The sequence below is a fragment of the Streptomyces sp. NPDC001700 genome (assembly GCF_053596435.1).
Genome location: NZ_JBSFGE010000001.1, coordinates 426710 through 451059, shown reverse-complemented (window position 1 = coordinate 451059; position 24350 = coordinate 426710). Strand labels below are relative to the sequence as shown.

The following is a 24350-nucleotide window of genomic DNA, read 5'->3' as shown; positions in this document are numbered from 1 at the left end:
GCGGAGCCCCGGTTGCGGGGAGGGGCGGGTAGGGGAAAGAGGCGCCGCGCAGCAAAAGGGCCGGGCCCGGGAGCTTCAAGCTCCCGGGCCCGGCCCGTGATTGCCGAGACGCGCTGACGCGCGAAGCGTCAGTTGTCGTCCTCGTCGATGAGGAAGCCCCGCATCGGGCTAGGCGCCTGCTGCATCGGCTGCGGACTCTGCGGCCGCACCGGTGCCATCGGCTGGGTCATCGCGGGAGACATCTGCTGCTGACCACCGTACGACGGCGCGGCGCCGTTCTGCTGATGGCCACCGCCCATCGACTGGTTGCCGCCCATCGTGTGGCCACCCATCGAGCCGGCACCCGAGGAAGCCATGGACCCGCTCATCGAGGGGGACGGCGGCAGCGACGCGGTCGCCGGGGTACGCGGCGGGGCCAGCGAGTCGTCGGACTGGTTCTCCAGCTGGCGCAGCTGGCTCTCCAGGTACGACTTCAGCCGCGTGCGGTACTCGCGTTCGAAGCCACGCAGGTCCTCGACCTTGCGCTCGAGCGTGGCACGAGCGGACTCCAGGGAGCCCATCGCGACACGGTGCTTCTCCTGCGCGTCCCGCTCCAGCGCGTCCGCCTTGGCGCGGGCGTCGCGCTCCAGGCCCTCGGCGCGGCTGCGAGCCTCGCCGACGATCTTGTTGGCCTCGGAACGGGCCTCCGCGATCGCCTGGTCAGCGGTCTGCTGCGCGAGCGAGAGCACGCGCGCGGCGCTGTCGCCGCCCGGACCCTGACCCGGCTGCGGCAGCTGCGGGCCGCCGGGACCGCCCATCGGGCCGCCCATGGGCCCGCCGGGACCCATGGGGCCGCCCTGGCCCATCGGACCGGGACCGCCGGGGCCACCAGGACCGCCGGGGCCGCCCTGACCCATCGGACCGGGGCCACCCTGGCCCATCGGACCGGCCGGCAGCTGCGGGGCACCGCCCGGAAGCTGCGGCGGGCCACCCATCTGCTGCTGCTGTTGCTGCTGTTGCTGCTGCTGTTGCTGCTGCGGCGGGCCAGGCTGACCCTGCTGCTGCGGCGGTCCGGATATGGCAGCGGGAACAGGGGCGCCGGGTCGCTCCTGCTGTTCCGGTGGTTTGCGCATGCCTTGCTGCTGCTGACTCTGTGCGGCGGCCCGGGTGGCTGCGGCCAGCTTGGCGCGCAGGTCCTCGTTCTCGCGTAGCAGCCGGGTCAGTTCGGCTTCGACCTCATCGAGGAAGGCATCGACCTCGTCCTCGTCATAGCCTTCTCGGAGGCGGACGGTCGTGAACTGCTTGTTCCGCACGTCCTCGGGGGTCAACGGCATCTCTACTTCACCTCAACGTAGTCGTCGGCAACCGGCAAGACCGTATCGTTCACACCCTGCTCGCAAAATTGCTCACGACGGTGATCAGGATCCAGACGATGATCATCAGCACGAAGAAGGACAGGTCGAGCGCCACACCCCCGAGACGCAACGGCGGGATGACCCGCCGCAGCAGCTTGAGTGGCGGATCGGTCACAGTGTAGGTGGCCTCGAGGATGACCACCATCGCCCTACCGGGTTGCCACGAGCGTGCGAACTGGAAGACGTAGTCCATCACCAGCCGGAAGATCAGCACGATCAGGAAGCAGTACAGCGCGATGTAGATCACCTGCAGTGCGATGCCCATCTTCGCGCGTCCCTCTCCCCTGTTGCGTACGCGGCCTTACGGCCTCGGATGACTCGGTGTTGCCGTGTTGCGTCTCAGCTCTGGTTGAAGAACCCGCCCTCTGCGATACGGGCCTTGTCCTCCGCCGTGACATCGACGTTAGCAGGAGACAACAGGAACACCTTCTGCGTCACGCGCTCAATGCTCCCATGGAGACCGAACACGAGTCCGGCGGCAAAGTCGACAAGTCGCTTCGCGTCCGTGTCGTCCATCTCCGTCAGATTCATGATCACCGGGGTGCCCTCACGGAAGTGTTCCCCGATAGTACGGGCCTCGTTGTAGGTCCGGGGGTGCAGTGTGGTGATGCGGTACGGCTCCCGCTCGGACACAACCTTGGGCATGATCACCGGTGCGTTCTTCTCCAAGTTCTGACGTTCAGGTGTGATAGACGCCACGGGGGCAATTCGCGCGGGTTGTCTGCTTTCCGTCACAAGCGGAGCTGGTTCACGCTGTGCGGGGGGGTGGACGACTCGCACAGATTCACCCCTCTCCGGCCGCGCTTCGGTCTCCGCTGCCGGATGACGCCGACGCTCCCGCTCAGGCTCCGGCTCGGGCTCGAATTCGTCGTCGGGGTCGAACCCCCGGCCGTCGTACCCATCGTCCTCCACGAGGCCGAGGTAGACCGCCATCTTGCGCATCGCGCCGGCCATTCTCTGCGTCCTCCGCTCTGTGGTGGATCGGCTCCGCCACCGGATGCCCTGGATCCACGTGGCCTGCCCGTCTTTTGACGGGAATGACCATATTTTCTGCTGTGGTCCGACTTCTTCGCGACGTTACCGGAGCCTGGGTCGGACTCCGAGTACCGCGGTGCCGACGCGCACATGTGTCGCTCCCGCCGCAACCGCTTCTTCCAGATCTGAGCTCATTCCCGCGGAGACCATGTTCGCAGCAGGATGAGCCACGCGCAGGCCGGACGAGATTTCCATCAACCGGCCGAACGCCGCCCGCGGCTGGTCCGCGTAGGGGCCGGCCAGCGGCGCGACGGTCATCAGCCCGTCCAGCCGCAGCCCGTCGGCCGCGGCCACGGCGTCGGCGAGCGCGCCCACTCCGTCCGGACCGACGCCTCCCCGCTGACCCCGCTCACCGGAGTCCACATCGAGCGCCACTTGAATCAGGACACCCAGCTCGCGCGCGGCCCCCACGGCCGCACCCGAGAGCGCGTCGACCAATCGCTTGCGATCAACCGATTGCACCACATCGGCATAACTACATACAGAACGCACCTTATTGGTCTGCAATTGCCCGACAAAATGCCAGATCAATGGCAGATCGGCGCATTCCGCAGCTTTCGGGGCGGCCTCCTGATCGCGGTTCTCGGCGACGTGCCGCACGCCGAGTTCCGCGAGCAAACGGACATCGCTCGCCGGATACGTCTTGGTGACCACGATCAGGGTCACCTCTTCGCGCTTGCGACCGGCGGCGGAGCAGGCGGCAGAGATACGTTCCTCCACCGTTGCCAGGTTCGCGGCCAGTTCCGTCTTGCGATCCGTCACAGCTCAGCCGTCCAACCAGACATAGCTCGCGAGCCGCCCCGTGGTGCGGTCGCGCCGGTACGAGAAGTGATCCGCGGATTCCAGCGTGCAGATGTGAGATTGTCCATCCATCTCCACGCCGGCCCGGGCGAGTTGAGCCCGTACCCCGGCCGCCACGTCCACCGCCGGGGTGCCCCAGCTGGTCTCGGCCCAGGACTCGGGCACCGTCTCCGCGACCTCGGCGCGCATCGCCTCGGGGACCTCGTAGCACCGGCCGCAAACGGAGGGACCCGTTCGGGCCACGATCCGGGCCGGGTCCGCGCCCTGAGCCGTCATCGCCTCGACCACCGCCGGGACCACCCCGGCGACCAGCCCCGGCCGCCCCGCGTGAGCGGCACCCGCGACACCGGCGACCGGGTCGGCCAGCAGCACGGGGGTGCAGTCCGCGGTGAGGACGGCGAGGGCGAGCCCCCGACGCGATGTCACCACCGCGTCCACCGAGGGGATCTCACCAGTCGTCCAGGGGCCCTCGACCACGGCCACGTCCCGGCCGTGCACCTGGTTCATCCAGACGACGGACGACGGGTCCAGGCCGAGCGCCTTGGCCGCCAGTTCGCGGTTGGTCCGCACGGTCTGGGGGTCGTCCCCCACCGCGCCGCCGAGGTTCAGCTCGTCATACGGAGCGGCGCTCACCCCGCCCCACCGGTCGGTGAAGGCGAAGTGCGCGCCGCTCGCGTCGTGCTGTTGCGCTATCACTGCTGATTCGCTTCAGGGTCGCCGTGGAGCCATGGCACCCGGCTCACTTCAGGAAGTCCGGCACGTCCAGTTCCTCGGCCTGGCTGTCCTGGTAGGGACGGGCCGGCGGGACCTGCGGGGTGGACACCGGGGGCGGCGGCGGAACCTCGGCGACCGGAGCGGGCTCCGGTGCGGGCTCCTCCTCACGCGGGGTGACGCTGCCGAGGCCACCGAAGGACGGACGGCCGGGCTCCGGGGCGGACTGACGGGGAGCCTGGCTGCTCGTGCTCTCCTCGCGGCCGCCGTTGTACGAGCCGAGCACCTTGTCGCGGTTCTGGCTCTTCGCGGGCGGCTGGCCGCCGTCGAAGCCCGCCGCGATCACGGTGACCCGGACCTCGTCGCCGAGCGCGTCGTCGATGACCGCGCCGAAGATGATGTTGGCCTCGGGGTGGGCGGCCTCGCTCACCAGCTGGGCGGCCTCGTTGATCTCGAACAGGCCGAGGTCGGAGCCGCCGGAGATGGACAGCAGCACGCCCCGGGCGCCGTCGATGGACGCCTCCAGCAGTGGCGAGGAGATCGCCATCTCGGCGGCGGCCACCGCGCGGTCGTCGCCGCGCGCCGAGCCGATGCCCATGAGCGCGGAGCCCGCCTCGGACATCACGGACTTGACGTCCGCGAAGTCGAGGTTGATCAGGCCGGGGGTGGTGATGAGGTCGGTGATGCCCTGAACACCCGACAGCAGCACCTGGTCCGCCGACTTGAACGCGTCGAGCACGCTCACCTGGCGGTCGGAGATCGACAGGAGCCGGTCGTTCGGAATGACGATGAGGGTGTCGACCTCGTCGCGCAGCCCCGCGATGCCGTCCTCGGCCTGATTGGCGCGGCGGCGGCCCTCGAAGGTGAACGGGCGGGTGACCACACCGATCGTCAGGGCGCCCAGCGAGCGGGCGATGTTGGCGACCACGGGGGCGCCACCGGTGCCGGTGCCACCACCCTCACCCGCGGTCACGAAGACCATGTCGGCCCCCTTGAGGACCTCCTCGATCTCCTCGCGGTGGTCCTCTGCGGCCTTGCGGCCGACATCGGGGTTGGCGCCGGCGCCCAGTCCACGAGTGAGCTCACGGCCGACGTCGAGTTTGACGTCCGCGTCACTCATCAGCAGGGCCTGCGCATCGGTGTTGATCGCGATGAACTCGACGCCCTTGAGCCCGACCTCGATCATCCGGTTGATGGCATTCACGCCACCGCCGCCGATGCCGACGACCTTGATGACTGCGAGGTAGTTCTGCGGTGCTGCCACGTCGAAGGCCTCTCGCCTCGAGTTACGTGTCGCCACCCCGCTGTTGCCGCGGTGCGCCGACTGATGCCGAATGGGACGGTTCCGATTGCCGACCCCAACCCTAACGCTGAAGTTTAGGGTTACCAGTGCCTCTGTTTCCCGGAGTCTTCGGAACAGGACACTAAGTCGACAAGTGGCGCGCGTTCAATGAACACGCCGAACCGACCGCTTTTCTTTTCACCCTATGTGATCACCCAGTGGGCTAGCCAACCAGGGTGCTGGCCTGCCGCTATCCCCGTCAACTACGGGACACCGCAGGCGCGCTCGGCGCGCTGACGTCGAAGTGACCGGCGTCGGGCCGCGCTTTCATCAGCGCCGTGAGCGCCTTGGCCTTCGCCGCTCCGCGCTCCTCGCTCCCCCAGGCGACCGTACGGCTCCGGGACAGCTCCAGGGTGATCGAGTCGTACGAACGGACCCGGACCGAGCGTGTGTCCGCCCGGACCTTCGCCGGGAGCCCGGCGACCACCCGGACGGCCTCGCGGCGCAGCCGCGCCGGGCCGAAATGGCGTGAACTCGGCGACCGGTCCGGCTCCATTTCGAGCAGCGGAACGTCCTTCGGCCGCTTGGTCAGGCGGGAGAACGGCACGCCACCGGCGTCCACTTCGCGGAACTTCCCGCCCTCTTCGACAATCACTTCGGCCTTGCGTTCCGTCACATCAAGACTGATGGTGTGCGGCCATGACCGGGATACGTCCACTTTTGCTATCCGCGGCAACCGGTCGCGCAGCCGCTGCCCGATCGCTCCGGTGTCCACCGCGACCAGCGGGGTGTTCAGCGGGACGGCCGCGGCCTCGCGGACCTCGGCCTGGGTGAGTACGTCCGCGCCGGTGACCGTCACCCGCTCGGTCCGCAGCCAGCTCGACCCGTACAGCAGCCAGCCGGTGCCGCCGCCCAGCAGGGCCGCCACCACGGCGGCGACGATCAGAGTGCGGCGGCGGGGCAGGCGGAGCCTGCGCCGCGCCGTGAAGAGGCGCGGGGGCGGGCCGGACGGCGACGCCCGTCGTGAACCGCTCTCGGCGGTCGTCGGTCCGGCCACGCTCCCTGCCTTCTCACGCCTGGCGGCGTGCCGCGATTGCCTCGTACACCATGCCGACCAGCAGCTCGTCGGCGTCCCGGCGGCCGAAATCGGCGGCGCGCCGCGACATCTCGTACAGCCGGTGCGGGTCGCCGAGCACCGGGAGCACATTGCTCTGCACCCATTCGGGCGTCAGCTCGGCGTCGTCGACCAGCAGTCCGCCGCCCGCCTTGACCAACGGCTGGGCGTTGAGCCGCTGCTCGCCGTTGCCGATGGGCAGCGGGACGTAGGCGGCCGGGAGCCCGACGGCGGACAGCTCGGCGACGGTCATCGCGCCCGCGCGGCAGAGCATCATGTCGGCCGCGGCGTACGCGAGGTCCATCCGGTCCACGTACGGTACCGGGATGTAGGGCGGCATTCCGGGCATGTTGTCCACATGCGGCAGTTCGTTTTTCGGACCGACCGCGTGCAGGACCTGAATTCCGGCCCGCTGGAGGAACGGGGCGACCCGCTGGACGACCTCGTTCAGCCGACGGGCGCCCTGCGAACCGCCCGAGACCAGCAGCGTCGGCAGGTTCTGGTCGAGCCCGAAGGCCGCGCGCGCCTCGGGGCGGACCGCGGCCCGGTCCAGGGTCGCGATGGAGCGGCGCAGCGGGATGCCCACGTAGCGGGCGCCCCGGAGCTTGCTGTCGGGGGTGGAGACCCCGACGGACGTCGCGTAGCGCGAGCCGATCTTGTTGGCGAGCCCGGGCCGGGCGTTGGCCTCGTGGACGATGATCGGCACGCCCAGCCGCTTGGCGGCCAGATAGCCGGGCAGGGCCACATAGCCGCCGAAGCCGACCACGCAGTCGGCCTTGGTGCGCTCCAGGATCTGCTCGGCGGCCTTGATCGTGCCGCGCAGCCGTCCGGGGACGGTGATCAGCTCGGGTGTGGGTTTGCGTGGCAGCGGGACGGCCGGGATCAGCCCGAGTTCGTAGCCGCGCTCGGGCACGAGGCGGGTCTCAAGCCCGCGCTCCGTGCCGAGCGCCGTGATCCCCACGGTCGGATCCTGCCTTCGCAGGGCGTCCGCGAGGGCGAGCGCGGGCTCGATGTGGCCGGCGGTCCCCCCACCGGCGAGTACGACATGCACCGAAATTCACCGCTCTCCGGACGGCCGTTCCTTGACGCGCCGTCTCATCGTCTTCCGTCTCACCCGAGCCAGCTTCTTCCGCAAAGCAGGCTGCCGCATGGCCAGTGCCGCCCGTGCAGCGGGCTCGGCCCGTGCGAAGGCGATCAGCAGACCTACGGCGAACATGGTCGGCAGCAGGGCGGACCCTCCGTAGGAGAACAGCGGGAGCGGAACCCCGGCGATCGGCAGCAAGCCGAGCACCGCACCAATGTTGATCACGGCCTGCGCCGTGATCCAGGTGGTCACGCCTCCCGCGGCGTACCTCACGAAGGGGTCCTCCGTGCGTCCGGCCACGCGGATACCCGCATAGCCTAGAGCCGCGAAGAGGACGAGCACCGACAGCGTCCCCGCCAGGCCGAGTTCCTCCCCGGTAATGGCGAAGATGAAGTCGGTGTGCGGTTCGGGGAGTTCGCCCCATTTCTCCATGGAGGCCCCGAGTCCGGAACCGAACCATCCGCCGTTGGCCAGAGCATAGATGCCATGCACCGCCTGCCAGCACTGATCGTTGGCTCCGGGCTCGGTGGCGCCGATGCAGGCGAGCCGGGACATCCGGTTGGCGCTGGTCTTGATCAGCAGAAGGCCGATCACGCCGGCGAAGGCGAGCACGCCCGCGAAGAGCCGGGTGGGGGCGCCCGCCAGCCAAAGCAGGCCGAAAAGAATCGCCGAGAGAATGATCGCGGTGCCCATGTCGCCGCCCAGCATGATCATCCCGAGCAGCAGGGCGGCCGCCGGGACGAGCGGCACCAGGAGGTGCTTCCACTGCGTGAGCAGCCGCTTGTCCTGCTTACGGGCGAGCAGGTCGGCGCCCCACAGGACGAGCGCGAGCTTGCCGAACTCGCTCGGCTGGAGCATGAACGGGCCGCCGAAGGAGATCCAGTTCTGATTGCCGTTGACCGAAATCCCTATCCCCGGCACCTGGACCAGGCACATCAGGAAGACCGAGGCGGCGAGCAGCGGATAGGCGAAGGCGCGGTGCAGCTTGATCGGCATGCGCACGGCCAGCAGCATCAGCGCGGCGCCGAGCACCGCCGCGAAGAGCTGTTTGCGGAAGAAGTACGAGGGCGCCAGACCCGACTGGAGCGCCTTGATCTGGGAGGCGGAGTAGACCATCACCAGGCCCAGCACGGTGATCAGCGCGGCGCCGCCGAGGATCAGGTAGTACGCGGTGAGCGGACGGTCCCAGGCCTTCTTGGCGCGCTGCTGTGTGCCCCGCAGGGCGTCCAGCAGGCTGCCACGGGAGGGGCGGGCCGGAGTTCGGATCACCGGGCGGCGTGGGGCCCCGGGAGCGCCCTGACGGCCCTTGCCCGCCGCCACCTTGCCCACGGCCGCCTTGGTCGCCTTGGCCGCCGCGGTCCTGCCCGCCGCCACCTTGCCCGCCGCAGTCCTGCCCGCCGCCGTCCTGTCCGGTGAGGCCGCCGTGCCCTTGCCCCGCGCTGCGGGCCGTGGCCGCGCGGCGCCGCCCGCCCGTGGGCCTGGGCGGCCGGTGGTCGCACCGGCTGGCCGGGACCGCGGCGCGGCGGGCTGGTCAGGCGTCATGTCGTATCCCCTCCAGGTTCTCCGCGCGAGCGGTGGTCCTCGCGGGGGACCTGCGGGCTCCTACTCGTCCGCGACCGGGCCCGGGGCCAGGTCGTGAACCGCCGCGGCGAAGGCGTCGCCCCGCTTGTTGTAGTTGGTGAACATGTCCATCGAGGCGCAGGCCGGGGCCAGAAGGACCGTATCGCCCGGTCGGGCGAGCCGGGCCGCTTCCCGGACAGCCGCCGCCATCGCCCCAGTGTCGGTCCGGTCGAGGTCCACGACCGGGACATCCGCTGCGTGTCGCGCGAGCGCTTCCCGGATCAGGGCGCGGTCGGCGCCGATCAGCACCGCGCCGCGCAGCCGCCCGGCGGCCGTGGTGACGAGGTCGTCGAAGGTGGCGCCCTTGGCGAGGCCGCCGGCGACCCACACGATGTGCTCGTACGCGCCCAACGACGCCTCGGCGGCGTGGGTGTTGGTCGCCTTGGAGTCGTCCACGTAACTCACGCCCCCGACGTCCGCGACGTGCTCCACCCGGTGCGGGTCCGGGCGGAAGGCGCGCAGCCCGTCCCGTACGGCCGTGGGCGGCACGCCGTAGGCGCGGGCCAGGGCCGCGGCGGCGAGCGCGTTGGCGATGTTGTGCGGCGCGGGCGGGTTGACGTCGGCGACCTCGGCCAGCTCCTGGGCGTTCTTCTGCCGGTTCTCGACGAAGGCGCGGTCGACGAGGATGTTCTCGACGACGCCGAGCTGGGAGGGGCCGGGGGTGCCGAGGGTGAAGCCGATCGCCCGGCAGCCCTCCTCGACGTCGGCGGCCCGGACCAGGTCCTCGGTGGCGGGGTCGGCGGCGTTGTAGACGCAGGCGACCTGGTTGCCCTCGTAGATCCGGCCCTTGTCGGTCGCGTACGCCGCCATGGAGCCGTGCCAGTCGAGGTGGTCGGGGGCGAGGTTGAGGACCGCGCCGGAGTGGGCGCGCAGCGAGGGCGCCCAGTGCAGCTGGTAGCTGGACAGCTCGACGGCGAGCACGTCGTACGGCGTATCGCCGAGCACGATGTCCAGGAGCGAGACGCCGATGTTGCCGACGGCGGCGGTGCGCAGCCCGGCGGCCTCCAGGATGGACGCCAGCATGCGCACGGTGGTCGTCTTGCCGTTGGTGCCGGTGACCGCGAGCCAGGGCGCGGAGTCCGGGCCGCGCAGCCGCCAGGCCAGCTCCACGTCGCCCCAGACCGGGACGCCCGCCTTCTCGGCGGCCAGGAAGAGCGGGCTGGTGGGCTTCCAGCCGGGGGTGGTGACGATCAGCTCGGTGTCCTCGGGGAGCGTGTCTCCGTCGCCGAGCCGGACCGTGATGCCGAGCGGCTCCAGTTCGGCCGCCTGGGCGCGCTGGGGTTCGCCGTCGCTTCCGTTGACGACGGTCACCGTGGCCCCGAGGCCCCGCAGCGCACGCGCTGCGGGGACCCCGGAGACGCCGAGTCCGGCGACGGTGACGTGCCGTCCGGCGAGGTCGGTGACGTCGATGGTCACGAAGCCCGCCAGCCCGCGTAGAAGAGGCCGAGTCCGACGATCACGCACATGCCCTGGATGATCCAGAACCGGACCACCACAAGGACTTCGCTCCACCCCTTGAGTTCGAAGTGGTGCTGGAGCGGTGCCATCCGGAAGACCCGGCGCCCGGTCATCCGGAACGAGCCGACCTGGATGACCACGGACAGGGTGATCAGGACGAACAGCCCGCCGAGGACGGCCATCAGCAGCTCGGTGCGGGAGCAGATGGCGAGCCCCGCGAGGCCGCCGCCGAGCGCCAGCGAGCCGGTGTCGCCCATGAAGATCTTGGCGGGCGAGGTGTTCCACCACAGGAAGCCGAAGCAGGCGCCCATCAGCGCGGAGGCGACGACCGCGAGGTCGAGCGGGTCGCGCACCTCGAAGCAGGACGAGGGGTTGGTGAGGGTCCGCGCGTTGGCGCAGGACTCCTGGTACTGCCAGACGCCGATGAAGGTGTAGGCGCCGAAGACCATCACGGAGGCGCCGGTGGCCAGACCGTCGAGGCCGTCGGTGAGGTTCACGCCGTTCGACATCGCGAGGATCATGAACAGCGCCCAGATCGCGAAGATCACCGGGCCGAAGGACCAGCCGAAGTCCTGGACGAAGGAGAGCCGGTCGGACGCCGGGGTCTGCTGGCGCGCGTCGGCGAAGTTCAGCGCGAGGATCGCGAAGGCGACACCGACGATCAGCTGACCGGCCATCTTGGCCTTGGCCCTCAGGCCCAGGCTGCGCTGCTTGACGATCTTGATGTAGTCGTCGAGGAAGCCGACCAGGCCCATTCCCGCGAACAGGAAGAGCACCAGCACACCGGAGAAGGTCGGCTCACTGCCCGTGATCACCTTCGTCACCGCGTAGGCGATCAGCGTGGCCAGGATGAAGGAGATACCGCCCATGGTGGGCGTGCCCTTCTTGCTGCCGTGCGTCCGCGGGCCGTCATCCCGGATGTACTGGCCGTAGCCCTTGCGGGCGAGCAGCTTGATCAGCAGCGGTGTGCCGATCAGGGTCAGAAAGAGCCCGATGGCCCCGGAGAAGAGGATCTGCCTCATGGCGCCTACGTGTTCTTCTCCCGCGGCGAGGCCATCGGCGAGGAGGAGCTGCCCCATGCTCATCGGCCGGTGACCTCACCCTCGAGCAACGCCTGCGCGAGTGCCTCCAGGCCGACCGACCTGGATGCCTTTACCAACACGACATCCCCCGGTCGCAGCTCGCTCCGCAGCAGATCGACCGCTGCCCGCACGTCGGACACGTGCACCGACTCCTCACCCCACGAACCCTCGTTCTTGGCGCCCATGTCCAGCCACGCGGCCTCCCGGCCGCCGACCGCCACGAGCTTGCTGACGTTGAGCCGGACGGCCAGCCGTCCGACCGCGTCGTGCTCGGCCAGCGACTCGTCGCCCAGCTCGGCCATCGGGCCCAGCACCGCCCACGTGCGACGCCCCGGTGTTGCGGCGCCCATCGCGGCCAGCGCGCGCAGCGCGGCTCGCATGGACTCGGGGTTCGCGTTGTAGGCGTCGTTGACAACCGTCACGCCGTCCGAGCGCTCGGTGACCTCCATCCGCCAGCGGGAGAGCTGCCCCGCTTCGGAGAGCGCCACGGCGATCTCGTCGACGGACATGCCCGTCTCATGGGCGACGGCGGCCGCGGCGAGCGCGTTCGACACGTGGTGCTCACCGTACAGGCGCATGGTCACGTCACCGCACCCGGTAGGGGTGTGAAGCGTGAAGGCGGGACGGCCGCCGTCGGCAAGCCGGACATTCGAGGCACGTACGTCGGCGCCCTCGGACTCGCCGAACAGGACGGTACGGGCCTTCGTACGGGACGCCATGGCGCGCACCAGGGGGTCGTCGGCGTTGAGCACCGCCACCCCGCCGTCCTCGGCGGCGGGCAGCGCCTCGACCAGTTCGCCCTTGGCCTCGGCGATCTGCTCCCGGCCGCCGAACTCGCCGATGTGCGCGGTGCCGACGTTGAGGACGAGCCCGATGCGGGGCGGGGTGAGGTCCGTCAGATAACGGATGTGGCCCTTGCCTCGGGCGCCCATCTCCAGCACCAGGTGCTGGGTCGACTCGTCGGCGCGCAGCGCGGTCAGCGGCAGCCCGATCTCGTTGTTGAACGAGCCGTGCGTCCACACGGTCGGGCCGTGCCGCTGGAGCAGCTGGGCGATGAGGTCCTTGGTGCTGGTCTTCCCGGCGGAGCCGGTGAGCGCGACCACGGTCGTGCCCAGCCGCTCGACGACGGCACGGGCGAGCGCGCCCATGGCGGCGACGACGTCGGGGACGACGATCGCCGGAACCTGGGCGTCCGGTGTGGAGACCGGGCGGGTGGCCAGGATCGCCACCGCACCCGCCTCGACCGCGCCGCGCGCGTAGTCGTGGCCGTCCACGCGCTCCCCGGGGAGCGCGGCGAACAGGCTCCCGGGCCGCACCTCGCGGGAGTCGATCACGACAGGACCGGTGACCTTCAGGTCAGGGTCCGGTATGTCGTGCGGCTGCCCACCGACGAGGCCGGTGATCTCGGTGAGGGACAGTGGGATCACTGATCACCTCCGGCCGTGCGGGAGAGCTGCCTGGAGGGGGCTGGTGCGCGCATGGCGGTCTGTCATCCCTGGTTGTCTTGAGGTGTGTGCCCGTGCGGTTGGCTCGCCTCGGGGTGCCGCGTACCGCGCCCCTTGGTTCGCTCGCTTTGCTCGATGGCTTCCCGCAGGACCTGGCGATCGTCGAAGGCGCGAACCACCCCGGCGATCTCCTGGCCCTGCTCATGGCCCTTGCCCGCGACGATCACGGTGTCACCGGGTTCCGCGCGGGCGACGGCGACGGCGATGGCTTTCTCCCGCTCCTCCTCGACCAGGACGTCGCCGCGCTCGTGCGCGGGCACCTCGGCGGCGCCCGCGAGCATCGCGGCGAGGATCGCGAGCGGGTCCTCGGAGCGGGGGTTGTCCGACGTCAGCACGGCCGTGTCGGAGTACCGGGCCACCGCGGAACCCATCGGTCCGCGCTTGAGCCGGTCGCGGTCGCCGCCGCAGCCGAGGACGGCGTGCAGCTTGCCGTCGGTGACCTTGCGCAGCGCGCGCAGCACCGACTCCACGGCGTCGGTCTTGTGGGCGTAGTCGACCACCGCGAGGTACGGCTGGCCCACGTCGACGCGCTCCAGCCGCCCGGGCACGCCGGGGACGGCGGCGATGCCGTCCGCGGCCGTCTGCGGGTCGATCCCGGCGACGGCGAGCGAGACGAGGGCGGCGAGCGCGTTGGCGACGTTGAACGGGCCCGCGATGGGCGCCTCGGCCCGTACGGTCTCGCCGTTCGGGCCGATCGCGGTGAAGGTCGAGCCGAGCGGGCCGACCTCGACGTCCGCGGCGCGCCAGTGGGCGTCGGGGTGGCCCTCGGCGGAGAACGTGGTGACCGGGACCTCGGACTGCTCGATGAGCCGGCGGCCGTACTCGTCGTCGTAGTTGATCACTCCGGCCCGGCTGCGGGCCTTGGTGAACAGCTGGGCCTTGGCCTGGAAGTAGTCCTCCATCCCCGAGTGGAACTCCATGTGCTCCGGGGAGAGGTTGTTGAAGACCGCGACGTCGAAGACGCAGCCGTCGACGCGGCCGAGGACCAGGGCGTGGCTGGAGACCTCCATGACGACCGAGTGGACGTCGCGTTCGCGCATCACCGCGAACAGCGCCTGCAGGTCGGTGGCCTCGGGGGTGGTGCGCTCGGACTTGATGCGCTCGTCGCCGATGCGCATCTCGACGGTGCCGATGAGCCCCGTGGGACCGCCGCCGGCCTTCGCCGCGGCGGCCCGCAGGCCGCCCTCGACGAGGTAGGCGGTGGTGGTCTTGCCGGAGGTGCCGGTGATGCCGATCTGCAGCAGGCTGTGGCCCGGCTCGTCGTAGATCGTGGCGGCCAGCGCGCCCATCCGGCCGCGCGGGTTGTCCACGACCAGGACCGGCAGCCCGGTGGCGGCGGCGCGCTCGGCGCCGTCCGGGTCGGTCAGCACGGCGGCCGCGCCGAGGTCGGCGGCCTGGGCGGCGAAGTCCGCGCCGTGCAGCCGGGCGCCGGACAGCGCGGCGTACACATCACCCGGGCGCACGGCGCGCGAGTCATGGGTGATCCCGGTGACCGCGGCCTCCGCCGGGACGCCGGAGGCATCGACACCCAGCTGGTCCGCCAGCTCCGCGAGCGGTACGGGGCGGACCTGGAGGGGGCGGGGCGCTCCCGGGTATTCCACAGAAACGTCCTTCTGAGGGGTTTGAGACTGATCAGCTTGGGGCACGGCGGTGAGCGTACCCGGCCCACCCGCTCCGTCGCGAAATCCGGCGCCCGGGCAGCGGCGCACCGGCCCCTGGTTCCCGGGATCCGGCGTGATCGTCGTCACGGCTGAACCCGCTCACTGGCCCGGGCTGTAGCTGACGGGGAGCCGCTTGGGCTGCTTGCCGGTCGGCGGGACCTGCAGCGATTTGAGCGCGAACTCCATGACCTTCTTGTAGACCGGACCGCAGACCTGGCCGCCGAAATAGCTGCCCTTGGTCGGATTCTGCACCGCGCAGTAGACCGTGAGGCGCGGTTTGTCGGCTGGTGCGAAACCGGCGAAGGAAGCGGTGTAGCCGTGGTATTGGCCGGTTTTCGGGTCCACGCGGTTGGAGGTGCCGGTCTTGCCCGCGACCAGATAGCCGGGGATCTTCGCCTTGGTGCCGGTGCCCTCCTGGTTGTCCACGACCGATTCGAGCATCTCGGCGAGCGTCTTCGCGGTCTTCGGGCTCACCACGCGGTTCTTCTCGGGCGCGGGCGCGGGGGTGAAGTCGCCGCCGGGGCCCCGGGTGCCGCGCACCAGGCTGGGGGCGATGCGCTGGCCGCCGTTGGCGACGGTGGAGTAGACGGAGGCCGCCTGGACGGCGTTGAGCGACAGGCCCTGGCCGAAGGGGATGGTGTACCCCTGCGAGGCGCTCCAGTCCTGCGGTTTGGCCAGGATGCCGGGGGTCTCGCCGGGGAGGCCGAGCCCGGTGGGCTGTCCGATGCCGAACTTGCGCAAGTAGGAGTAGAGGATCCGGTTCTTCTGCTTCTCGGTCTTGCCCAGCTGCTCGGTGGCGAGGATGGTGCCGATGTTGCTGGACTTGGCGAGCACCCCGTTGAGCGTGAGGTACCAGGTGGGGTGGTCGATGTCGTCGGCGAAGGCCCGGCCCGCGCGCGGCAGCCGGTTGGGGACCTGCACCTGGGTGTCCCAGCGGGCGGCGCCCTGCTGCAGTACGGCGGCCATGGACATCAGCTTGCTGACGCTGCCCGGTTCGTACGCGTCGGAGATCGCGGCGTTGCCGAGGGCGTCGCCGTCCGCGGTGGAGATGTCGTTGGGGTCGAAGCCGGGGGCGTTGGCCATGGCCAGCAGCCGTCCGGTGCGGGTGTCCTGGACGACGACGTAGCCGCGGTCCGCGCCCGACTTCTCCACCTGGTCGGAGATGGCGCTCTGGGCGGCCCACTGGATGTCGCGGTCGATCGTCAGCTCGACGTCGCTGCCGGGCACCGCGGGCTTTTCGCTGACGTCCCCGGTGGGCACCTGATGACCGCCGGACTGGGCGTAGACGCGCTTGCCGTCCTTGCCCGCGAGCTTCTTGTTCAGCAGCTGTTCGACCCCTGCGGCGCCTCGCCCGTCGGCGCCCACGAAGCCCAGGATCCCGGCGGCGAGGTCGCCGCTCGGGTAGACCCGCTTGCTGTGCGACTCCCGGTTGACCCCGGCGAGGACGTTGGTGCCCTTGCCCTTGGCCGCGGCGTCGTCGAGGTTGTTCTTGAGGTCCTTGATCTGGTTCCAGACCTGCGGGGTCTGCTGCCGGGCCAGCACGACGTACTGCGACTTCGGGTTGTCGGTGAGCTTCTTCTCCAGGTCCGCCTCGTTCTTGCCGAGGATCGGCGCGAGGAGGGCGGCCGCCTGCTTGGGCGCGTCCTTCGTCTTGGCGTTGCGCGGGGTGAGCAGATCGGGGGCGGCCGTGATGTCGTACGCGTCCACGGTGGTGGCCAGGTTGACGCCGTCGCGGTCGGTGATGGACCCGCGCTCGGCGGACAGCTTCACCGGGATGTAGCGGTTGACGTTGGCCTTGGCGGCGTACGCGGACGCGTCCACGGCCTGCACCTGGAGCAGCCGGACGACGAAGGCCAGCATGACGAGCGTGAGGCCGAGGCTGATCAGCCGCAGCCGGGGCCGCGGGCTGCCCAGCCGGATCTGTCCCGGCGCGTTCCCGGGGCGCCCGCCGCGCTGCGCGCCGGGGCGCGGGCCGCGCTCCGAGGGGCGGCGCCGCTCCCCCTGGCGCGGGCGGCGGTCGCGGTCGCCGCGCGGCGCCGCCGGGCCGGGCACCCGTCGGCGGGGGTCCTGGGGTCGCGTCACCGTGTCACCTGCCGGGGGCCGTGGTGGTCGCGGCGCCGGTACCGGACGCCGGGGTCTGGGGGCTCGCCGACGGCAGTACGGCCGGGGCCGGGGACGCCACGGCGGGGGCCGACGGGGCGGGCGCCGGGGTGGGGTCGAGCACCAGCGGGGGCAGCGGGCCGGGGGCGTGCGCCACCGAGGGCTGCCCGGTGGCCGGTGCGGGCACCCCGGCCACGGTGCCGTCCGGGTTGAGGAAGGCCGGGCTGCCGCCGGGCACCATGCCCAGCTCCCGGGCGCGCTGCTCCAGCGCGCCGGGGGCCGAGAGCTGGTCGACCTCCTGCTGGAGCGCCTGGCGTTCGTCGCTCAGCTCATCGGTCTGCTTCTCCAGCTTGCTCAGCTCGAACGACCCCTGGTTGAGGGAGGAGTTCAGCAGCAGCAGCGCGATCAGGCCGGAGCCGAGCAGGACGACGACGAGCAGCACGAACGGCGTACGCCGGGCCGTGGCAGCCCCCGGAGCCGCGCCTGGCGCCCCGGCCAGCTTCCCCCCGGCCGCGCTCACAGGGCGTCCTCCCGGATGCGCTCCGCGCCCCGGAAGCGGGCCGGGGCGGCGCGGCGGTTCTCGGCGATCTCTTCTTCGGTGGGCAGCTCGGCGCCGCGGGTGAGCAGCTTGAGCCGGGGCTGATAGCGCTCCGGGACGACCGGCAGGCCGCGCGGCGCGGTGTTGGCGGCGCCCGCCGCCAGCACCTGCTTGACGAGCCGGTCCTCCAGCGAGTGGTACGACAGGACGGCGATCCGCCCGCCCACCGCGAGCGCCGCCACGGCCGCCGGAACGGCCCGCTCCAGGACCGACAGCTCGCCGTTGACCTCGATGCGCAGCGCCTGGAAGGTGCGCTTGGCCGGGTTGCCACCGGTGCGCTTGGCGGCCTGCGGCAGGGCCTCGCGGATCAGCTCGACGAGCCGGGCACTGTTGCTGAACGGTTCCTTGGCGCGCTCCCGGACCACCGCGTCCACGATTTTCTTGGCGAACTTCTCCTCGCCGTACGCGCGCAGGATGCGCACCAGGTCGCCCGGCGGGTAGGTGTTCAGCACCTCGGCGGCGCTGATGCCCGCCGTCTGGTCCATCCGCATGTCCAGCGGGGCGTCCTGCGCGTAGGCGAAGCCGCGCCCGGCCTCGTCCAGCTGCATGGACGAGACGCCGAGGTCGAACAGGACGCCCTGGACGCGCGGCACCCCGAGCCGGTCCAGGACCTCGGGCAGCTCGTCGTAGACGGCGTGCACCAGGGTCGCCCGGTCGCCGTAGGGGGCCAGCCGCTCACCGGCCAGCCGGAGCGCGTCCGGGTCGCGGTCGAGGCCGATGAGCCGGGCCGCGGGGAAGCTGCGCAGCAGCGCCTCGCTGTGCCCCCCGAGGCCGAGCGTGCAGTCGACCACCACCGCGCCGGGTTCGGCGAGGGCGGGGGCCAGCATGTCCAGGCAGCGCTGAAGCATGACGGGAACGTGGAGAGCGTTGCTGCTCATTGCGCTGCTCGTGCGCCCTTCTGAGGGTCGGGCGTGGCGGGTACGCACCGCCGGGTCCCCACCCGCTCTGAAGGGGAAGTGGCCGACTGGCGCCGGGGAAGTGACGTCAGGCGACCGGAGCGGGAGGAGGCCGAGGGGTACGTACGCACCGCGCTCACGCGAAAATTTCGGGGATCCAAGGGGAGCGTCACGCCTCCCACTTCGCGCCACTTTAGTCCACTCGTCCCTTCGGTCAACCAACCGGCCAGCGCGTCCCGCCGCCGGAGTGGAACGCTCGGCCGAGCGTGCGACGGAAGGGCGCACAGGGGGTGTGGAGTGGCTCACAATCACTCCTTCGGAGCATCTAATGCCCTCGTTTGCGCAACCTAAAGAAAAGACAAAATCCCCTGGTGGGCTTAGGGTCGTAGCCATGTCGATATCTGTCACCGACCGCCTGGTCGAGGCCAACCGCCAGTACGCCGACAAGTTCACCGACCCGGGGATGGACGCGCGCCCCGTGCAGCAGGTCGCCATCGTCGCCTGCATGGACGCACGACTCGATCTGCACGAGGCACTCGGTCTGGAACTGGGCGACTGCCACACGATCCGCAACGCGGGCGGCGTGGTCACCGACGACATCATCCGCTCCCTGACCATCAGCCAGCGCGCGCTGGGCACCCGCAGCGTCGTGCTGATCCACCACACCGGCTGCGGCCTGCTGAACCTCACCGAGGACTTCCGGCACGAACTGGAGGAGGAAGTGGGCCAGCGGCCGTCCTGGGCGGTCGAGGCGTTCAAGGACCTGGACGCCGACGTGCGCCAGTCGATGGAGCGCGTGCGCACCTCGCCGTTCCTGCTCCACCGCGACGACGTCCGAGGCTTCGTCTTCGATGTGACGACGGGTCTGCTGCGGGAAGTCGAGCCCCGCGGCTGAGGGATTTTCCCCTCGTACTCGTACAAGCGTGACAAATAACCCCGGGTTATCCACAGCCGAGTGACGCGAGACGGCGAAGACCGCAAGAATGCGTAGATGACATCGTCCCCCGCAACCCCGCGGGGGACCGATGCCAGCGTTTGCGGTGGGCCGCTCCGTCCTCTTGGGGACAGATCGGCCCTGAGAACGGGCCGAGGAGGGCCGGGTGACGACCTATGACGAACGAGCGAGCCTCAGCGATCTGACCACCACAGCGGAGCGGGTCCGCCGGTCGGTGGAGGGTGTGATCGAGGGCAAGCCCGAGGTCGTACGGCTTTCGCTGACCGTACTGCTCGCCGAGGGGCATTTGCTGATCGAGGATGTCCCGGGCGTGGGCAAGACCATGCTCGCCAAGGCGCTCGCGCGGTCCATCGACTGCTCGGTGCGCCGTATTCAGTTCACCCCCGACCTCTTGCCGTCGGACATCACCGGGGTGAGCATCTACGACCAGCAGCGCAAGGAATTCGAGTTCAAACCGGGTGCGATCTTCGCCCAGATCGTCATCGGGGACGAGATCAACCGCGCCTCCCCCAAGACGCAGTCCGCGCTTCTTGAATCGATGGAAGAGCGCCAGGTCACCATCGACGGGGAGAGCTACGAACTGCCCAGCCCCTTCATGGTGGTGGCCACCCAGAACCCGGTCGAGATGGAGGGCACGTATCCGCTGCCCGAGGCGCAGCGCGACCGCTTCATGGCGCGCGTCTCCATCGGGTACCCCAGCCCGCAGGCGGAGCTGGAGATGCTGGACGTGCACGGCGGGGTCTCCCCGCTGGACGACCTGCGGCCGGTCGCGCACGCCCACGAGATCGTCAAGCTGGTCGAGGCGGTGCGCTCGGTGCACGTCGCCGAGGCCATCCGGCGGTATGCGGTGGAACTGGTGTCCGCCACCCGCAACCACCCCGATCTGCGGCTCGGCGCCTCGCCCCGGGCCACGCTGCATCTGCTGCGGGCCGCCAAGGCGGCGGCCGCGCTGGCCGGGCGGGACTTCGCCCTGCCCGACGATGTGCAGTCGCTCGCCGTCCCGGTGCTGGCCCACCGGCTGCTGCCGACCGCCCAGGCCCAGCTGAACCGGCGTACCTCCGAGCAGGTCGTCGCGGACATCCTGCAGCGCACCCCGCTGCCGACCTCGTCGCAGCGGACCGGCGGACCGATGCCCCCGGTGCCCTCCATGCCCCCGGTCGACTACGGGCAGCAGCCGGGCGCACGGAGGCTGTGATGACCACAGGGGGGACGGGCGCGGGCCCCGGGAGTACCGGAGGCGGGGAGGACCGGGGCACGCTCCGGGCGGCGCTCGGCGGGCTGACCACCCGCGGCCGCTCCTTCCTGGCCGCCGGGGTCGCCGCCGCGGTGTGCAGCTATGTGCTGGGCCAGGCCGACCTGCTGCGGGTGGGGCTGCTGCTGGCGGCGCTGCCCCTGGTGTGCGTGGCCGTGGTCTACCGCACCCGGTACCGGGTGGCGGGCAGCCGGCGGCTCGCGCCCGCGCGGGTCCCGTCGGGCTCCGAGGCCCGGGTGCACCTGCGCATGGACAACGTCTCGCGGCTGCCCACCGGGCTGCTCATGCTCCAGGACCGGGTGCCGTATGTGCTGGGGCCGCGCCCCCGCTTCGTCCTGGACCGGGTGGAGCCGGGCGGCCGCCGCGAGGTGTCCTACCGGGTCCGCTCCGATCTGCGCGGCCGCTATCCGCTGGGCCCGCTGCAGCTGCGGCTCAACGACCCGTTCGGGATGTGCGAGCTGACCCGCGCCTTCAGCGCGTACGACACGCTCACCGTGGTGCCCCGGGTCGAGCCGCTGCCCGCGGTGCGGCTGACCGGCGAGGCCGCGGGGTACGGGGACGGGCGGCACCGCTCGCTGGCCCTGGCCGGTGAGGACGATGTGATCCCGCGCGGCTATCGCCACGGCGACGACCTGCGCCGGGTGCACTGGCGGTCCACCGCGCGCTACGGGGAGCTGATGGTGCGCCGCGAGGAGCAGCCGCAGCGCGCCCACTGCACGGTGCTGCTGGACACCCGGGGCGAGGCCTACGAGGGCGCGGGGCCCGACTCCCCCTTCGAATGGGCGGTGTGCGGCGCGGCCTCGGCCTCGGTGCACCTGCTGGAGCGGGGCTACGCGGTCCGGCTGCTGACCGACACCGGACACTCGGTGCCCGGCCCGGAGGGCGGCGGCGGATTCGCCGGTTCCACGCATGACTCCGCGGAGACGGCCGGGCTGATGCTGGACACCCTCGCGGTGGTGGACCACTCCGACGAGGAAGGGCTCTCCGCCGCGTACGACGTGCTCGGCGGCGGGGGCGAGGGCCTGCTGGTGGCCTTCCTGGGCGAGCTGGACGAGGAGCAGGCGGCGCTGGTCGGGCGTATGCGGCACCGCACCACGGCGGCGGTGGCGTTCGTCATGGACGGACCGGCCTGGTCGCGGGGGATGGAGCCCGCCGACCCACGGGCGCTGGAGGACGGGCTGCGGCGGCTGCGCGAGGCGGGGTGGACGGCGCTGCCGGTCGCCCCGGGCGCCTCGCTGGCGGAGCTGTGGCGACAGGCCGACGGACAGGGCGCCCCCCGGGCCGAGGCGGGGCGTCCGGGCGTCGGCGGCATGACAGGGAGCTGGGGATGAGTGGGAGCGTTCGGCTGGCCATCTGCGCGGCGGTCGCCACGGCCGCGGCCGCGTGCGCGCTGCTGCCGCTGGTGGATCCGGCGGGCTGGCTGCTGCAGGCCGCCCTGCTGCTGGCGGTCCAGAGCACGGCGGGCGTGGCCGCCCGCCGGGTGCCGCTGGCCCGTCCGCTGACGGTGGCGGCGCAGGGCGTGGTGATGGTCCTGCTGCTCACCGTCGTCTTCACCTCCGGGCAGGCGTTCGCGGGGGTGCTGCCGAGTTCGCAGGCCCTGAACGAGTTCGCGCTGCTGCTGCGCGAGGGCACCAGCGACGTCGGGCAGTACGCGACCCCGGCCCCGGTCACCGACGGCATCCGGCTGCTGCTGGTCGGCGGGGTGCTGCTGATAGGTCTCGTGGTCGACGCGCTCGCGGTGACCTACCGCAGCGCGGCCCCCGCCGGGCTGCCGCTGCTGGCGCTGTACTCGGTCGCGGCGGGTCTCTCGGACGACGGAAGCGACTGGGTGTGGTTCCTGGTCGCGGCCGCCGGTTATCTGCTGCTGCTCCTGGCCGAGGGCCGGGACCGGCTCTCGGCCTGGGGCCGCGTCTTCAGCGGCGGCGCCCCGCGCGCGCCGGGCATGCCGTCCTCGGGGCTGGCCGCGACCGGTGACGGCCCGGCGGCGGCCCCGGTCCGGGCCGGTCACCGGATCGGCGTGCTGGCCCTGGGCATCGCGGTCGCGGTGCCCGCCGTGCTGCCCTCCCTGGACGGCGGGCTGCTGGACCGGCAGGGCAGCGGCGGCGGACCCGGCAACGGCGGCGGCACCATCTCGGCGGTGAATCCGCTGGTGTCGCTCCAGGACAGCCTGAACCAGCCGGAGAACAGGGAAGTGCTGCGGTACCGCACCTCCTCGCAGACCACCCAGGACATGTATCTGCGGATCGTGGCGCTCGACAAGTTCGACGGCGCCTCGTGGAAGTCGTCGGAGCGGCATGTCACCGATGTGCCGAGCCGACTGCCGGCGCCGACCGGCCTCGGCCCGGCGGTCCGTACCACCTCCGTCGACACATCCATCTCGGCCGCCGAGTGGTACGCGCAGAACTGGCTGCCGCTCCCCTACCCGGCCGACAAGGTGCAGATCGACGGGCGCTGGCGGTACGAGCCCGAGGGCCGCACCCTGGTCGGCGACCGGGGCCAGACCACCCGGGGCGCCCGCTACCGGGTCACCAGCCTGCTGGTGGAGCCGACCGCCGACCAGCTGGCCACCGCCCCGCCGCCGAACCCGCGGCTGCGGCGCGAGTACACCGAGGTGCCGGACTCGCTGCCGCCCGTGGTCGCCCGGACCGCGCGCGAGGTGACCGGGGGCGCGGCCAACGCGTACCAGAAGGCGGTCAAGCTCCAGGACTGGTTCGCGGTGAACGGGGGCTTCCGGTACGACACCCAGGTGCAGTCCGGCAGCGGCTCGACCGCCATCGCGAAGTTCCTGAAGCAGAAGGCGGGCTTCTGCGTCCACTTCTCGTTCTCCATGGCGGCGATGGCCCGGACGCTGGGCATACCGGCGCGGGTGGCCGTCGGGTTCACCCCCGGCACCTCGCAGGCGGACGGTTCGGTGTCGGTCGGGCTCAAGGACGCCCACGCCTGGCCCGAGCTGTACTTCGAGGGGGTCGGCTGGACCCGCTTCGAGCCCACCCCGAGCCGTGGCACCCAGCCCGACTACACGATGGAGCAGACGCCGTCGGGCGAGGTCCCCGACGAGCCCTCGTCCCAGCCGAGCACCAGCTCCGAGCCCTCGGCCGCGCCGTCCGCCTCGGACAGCTGCGCACCGGAGCTGCGGAAGCAGGGCGGCTGCGAGGCCGCAGCGGTCCCGCAGCCCGGTGACGGCGCCTCGGGCGGCGGGCTGTCGGTGGCCACGGTCACCAGCTGGAGTTCGCTGGCGGTGCTGCTGTTCGTGGTGCCGCTGCTGCCCATGCTGTGGCGGCGGCGGATACGGGCCCGCAGACTGGACGGCTCCGGCGGGCGCACCGAACAGGACGCCGCCGACCGCACCCTGGCGGCCTGGCACGAACTGGTCGATTCGGCCTGGGACTTCGGCGTCCTCCCGGACGATTCGCAGACCTCGCGCAAGGCCGTGGCCCGGATCGTGCTCCTCGCCGAGCTGGACGACGAGGCGAACCGGGCGGCGCAGCGGGTGGCCGCGGCGGTCGAGCAGGTGCTGTACGCGCCGCGACCACGGCCCGTCGCCGGCGTCGCCGACGACGTGCGGGTGGTCCTGGCCGCGCTCCAGTCCGGCGCCGGGCGCCGGGAGCGGCTGCGGGCCCTGCTGGCCCCGCGCTCGGCGGTCCAGCTGCTGTGGGCAGGCTCCCGCCGCTGGTCCACGCTGGTGGACCGCTGGGGAGCCCCCCGCTGGACCCGCTGGGCAGCCCAGCTACGCGCGCCGCGCGGCGAACGAGGCTGAGCGAACGCCGTCCGGGGCCGGGGCAGCCCGGTCCTGGACACGGCT

At 71.6% G+C, this 24350-nt stretch carries 20 protein-coding genes; 4 read left to right on the top strand and 16 right to left on the bottom strand.

The annotated features are described in order from the left end of the window. Window positions 1-128 precede the first annotated feature (128 nt). The 16 genes from ACWC5C_RS02080 to rsmH all read right to left on the bottom strand — a co-directional run bounded on the left by ACWC5C_RS02080 (window position 129) and on the right by rsmH (window position 18323). Entirely contained in the window at window positions 129-1313 is a 1185-nt protein-coding gene (locus tag ACWC5C_RS02080; protein WP_450872793.1) for a DivIVA domain-containing protein, read from the bottom strand. Window positions 1314-1362: 49 nt separating this feature from the next. Next, window positions 1363-1659, bottom strand: a complete 297-nt coding sequence (locus ACWC5C_RS02075) for a YggT family protein (protein ID WP_055556344.1) — start codon at window positions 1657-1659, stop codon at window positions 1363-1365. 74 nt (window positions 1660-1733) lie between these two features. Beyond that, on the bottom strand, window positions 1734-2348 hold the full coding sequence (locus ACWC5C_RS02070; RefSeq protein ID WP_385448279.1) for a cell division protein SepF: 615 nt from the start codon (window positions 2346-2348) through the stop codon (window positions 1734-1736). Between the two features lie 123 nt (window positions 2349-2471). After that, window positions 2472-3191, bottom strand: coding sequence for a YggS family pyridoxal phosphate-dependent enzyme (locus ACWC5C_RS02065; RefSeq protein ID WP_450872791.1), 720 nt, complete (start codon window positions 3189-3191; stop codon window positions 2472-2474). 3 nt (window positions 3192-3194) lie between these two features. Then, complete coding sequence (gene pgeF, locus ACWC5C_RS02060; protein WP_450872789.1) at window positions 3195-3926, bottom strand: peptidoglycan editing factor PgeF; 732 nt, start codon at window positions 3924-3926, stop codon at window positions 3195-3197. 43 nt (window positions 3927-3969) lie between these two features. Further along, window positions 3970-5205 (bottom strand): cell division protein FtsZ, encoded by a 1236-nt coding sequence (gene ftsZ / locus ACWC5C_RS02055; RefSeq protein WP_385448287.1) that lies wholly within the window; start codon window positions 5203-5205, stop codon window positions 3970-3972. 277 nt (window positions 5206-5482) lie between these two features. Next, window positions 5483-6280, bottom strand: coding sequence for a cell division protein FtsQ/DivIB (locus tag ACWC5C_RS02050; protein ID WP_450872787.1), 798 nt, complete (start codon window positions 6278-6280; stop codon window positions 5483-5485). A 13-nt stretch (window positions 6281-6293) separates the two neighbouring features. After that, window positions 6294-7388: an undecaprenyldiphospho-muramoylpentapeptide beta-N-acetylglucosaminyltransferase gene (gene murG / locus ACWC5C_RS02045; protein ID WP_009718661.1), complete on the bottom strand. Its 1095-nt coding sequence runs from the start codon at window positions 7386-7388 to the stop codon at window positions 6294-6296. Window positions 7389-7394: 6 nt separating this feature from the next. Beyond that, a complete protein-coding gene (gene ftsW / locus ACWC5C_RS02040) occupies window positions 7395-8963 on the bottom strand; it encodes a putative lipid II flippase FtsW (protein ID WP_450872785.1) in 1569 nt (522 codons plus the stop codon). Window positions 8964-9023: 60 nt separating this feature from the next. Beyond that, a complete protein-coding gene (murD, locus tag ACWC5C_RS02035) occupies window positions 9024-10457 on the bottom strand; it encodes a UDP-N-acetylmuramoyl-L-alanine--D-glutamate ligase (RefSeq protein WP_450872783.1) in 1434 nt (477 codons plus the stop codon). Further along, window positions 10454-11521 carry a phospho-N-acetylmuramoyl-pentapeptide-transferase gene (mraY, locus tag ACWC5C_RS02030; protein ID WP_450873241.1) on the bottom strand — a complete coding sequence of 356 codons (1068 nt, stop codon included), beginning with the start codon at window positions 11519-11521 and terminating at the stop codon, window positions 10454-10456. Before mraY ends, murD begins: the two co-directional genes overlap by 4 nt. A gap of 59 nt (window positions 11522-11580) precedes the next feature. Next, on the bottom strand, window positions 11581-13008 hold the full coding sequence (locus ACWC5C_RS02025) for a UDP-N-acetylmuramoyl-tripeptide--D-alanyl-D-alanine ligase (protein ID WP_450872781.1): 1428 nt from the start codon (window positions 13006-13008) through the stop codon (window positions 11581-11583). Window positions 13009-13070: 62 nt separating this feature from the next. After that, on the bottom strand, window positions 13071-14834 hold the full coding sequence (locus tag ACWC5C_RS02020; RefSeq protein WP_450872779.1) for a UDP-N-acetylmuramoyl-L-alanyl-D-glutamate--2,6-diaminopimelate ligase: 1764 nt from the start codon (window positions 14832-14834) through the stop codon (window positions 13071-13073). A gap of 12 nt (window positions 14835-14846) precedes the next feature. Further along, a complete protein-coding gene (locus ACWC5C_RS02015) occupies window positions 14847-16829 on the bottom strand; it encodes a peptidoglycan D,D-transpeptidase FtsI family protein (protein WP_450872777.1) in 1983 nt (660 codons plus the stop codon). Between the two features lie 4 nt (window positions 16830-16833). Further along, window positions 16834-17367, bottom strand: coding sequence for an FtsB family cell division protein (locus tag ACWC5C_RS02010; protein WP_450872776.1), 534 nt, complete (start codon window positions 17365-17367; stop codon window positions 16834-16836). Next, the gene (gene rsmH / locus ACWC5C_RS02005; protein WP_450872774.1) at window positions 17364-18323 is read right to left on the bottom strand and encodes a 16S rRNA (cytosine(1402)-N(4))-methyltransferase RsmH; all 960 of its coding nucleotides are present in this window, start codon (window positions 18321-18323) and stop codon (window positions 17364-17366) included. Before rsmH ends, ACWC5C_RS02010 begins: the two co-directional genes overlap by 4 nt. A 409-nt stretch (window positions 18324-18732) precedes the next feature. On the opposite strand from rsmH, the gene ACWC5C_RS02000 reads away from it, so the two are divergent. The 4 genes from ACWC5C_RS02000 to ACWC5C_RS01985 all read left to right on the top strand — a co-directional run bounded on the left by ACWC5C_RS02000 (window position 18733) and on the right by ACWC5C_RS01985 (window position 24305). Continuing rightward, a complete protein-coding gene (locus ACWC5C_RS02000; protein WP_385448309.1) occupies window positions 18733-19236 on the top strand; it encodes a beta-class carbonic anhydrase in 504 nt (167 codons plus the stop codon). A gap of 205 nt (window positions 19237-19441) precedes the next feature. Then, window positions 19442-20491, top strand: a complete 1050-nt coding sequence (locus tag ACWC5C_RS01995) for an AAA family ATPase (protein WP_385448312.1) — start codon at window positions 19442-19444, stop codon at window positions 20489-20491. Further along, a complete protein-coding gene (locus tag ACWC5C_RS01990) occupies window positions 20491-21879 on the top strand; it encodes a DUF58 domain-containing protein (RefSeq protein WP_450872771.1) in 1389 nt (462 codons plus the stop codon). Before ACWC5C_RS01995 ends, ACWC5C_RS01990 begins: the two co-directional genes overlap by 1 nt. Further along, window positions 21876-24305, top strand: a complete 2430-nt coding sequence (locus ACWC5C_RS01985; protein ID WP_450872769.1) for a transglutaminase family protein — start codon at window positions 21876-21878, stop codon at window positions 24303-24305. The genes ACWC5C_RS01990 and ACWC5C_RS01985 overlap by 4 nt, the downstream gene beginning before the upstream one ends. The last annotated feature ends 45 nt before the right edge of the window (window positions 24306-24350 follow it).

What these genes read in the sequence shown, in the direction of transcription:
- ACWC5C_RS02080 (WP_450872793.1), bottom strand. Translation starts at nt 1,313, where the DNA reads ATGCCGTTGACCCCCGAGGACGTGCGGAACAAGCAGTTCACGACCGTC.
- rsmH (WP_450872774.1), bottom strand. Translation starts at nt 18,323, where the DNA reads ATGAGCAGCAACGCTCTCCACGTTCCCGTCATGCTTCAGCGCTGCCTG.
- ACWC5C_RS02070 (WP_385448279.1), bottom strand. Translation starts at nt 2,348, where the DNA reads ATGGCCGGCGCGATGCGCAAGATGGCGGTCTACCTCGGCCTCGTGGAG.
- ACWC5C_RS02075 (WP_055556344.1), bottom strand. Translation starts at nt 1,659, where the DNA reads ATGGGCATCGCACTGCAGGTGATCTACATCGCGCTGTACTGCTTCCTG.
- ftsW (WP_450872785.1), bottom strand. Translation starts at nt 8,963, where the DNA reads ATGACGCCTGACCAGCCCGCCGCGCCGCGGTCCCGGCCAGCCGGTGCG.
- ACWC5C_RS01985 (WP_450872769.1), top strand. Translation starts at nt 21,876, where the DNA reads ATGAGTGGGAGCGTTCGGCTGGCCATCTGCGCGGCGGTCGCCACGGCC.
- ACWC5C_RS01990 (WP_450872771.1), top strand. Translation starts at nt 20,491, where the DNA reads ATGACCACAGGGGGGACGGGCGCGGGCCCCGGGAGTACCGGAGGCGGG.
- ACWC5C_RS02000 (WP_385448309.1), top strand. Translation starts at nt 18,733, where the DNA reads ATGTCGATATCTGTCACCGACCGCCTGGTCGAGGCCAACCGCCAGTAC.
- mraY (WP_450873241.1), bottom strand. Translation starts at nt 11,521, where the DNA reads ATGAGGCAGATCCTCTTCTCCGGGGCCATCGGGCTCTTTCTGACCCTG.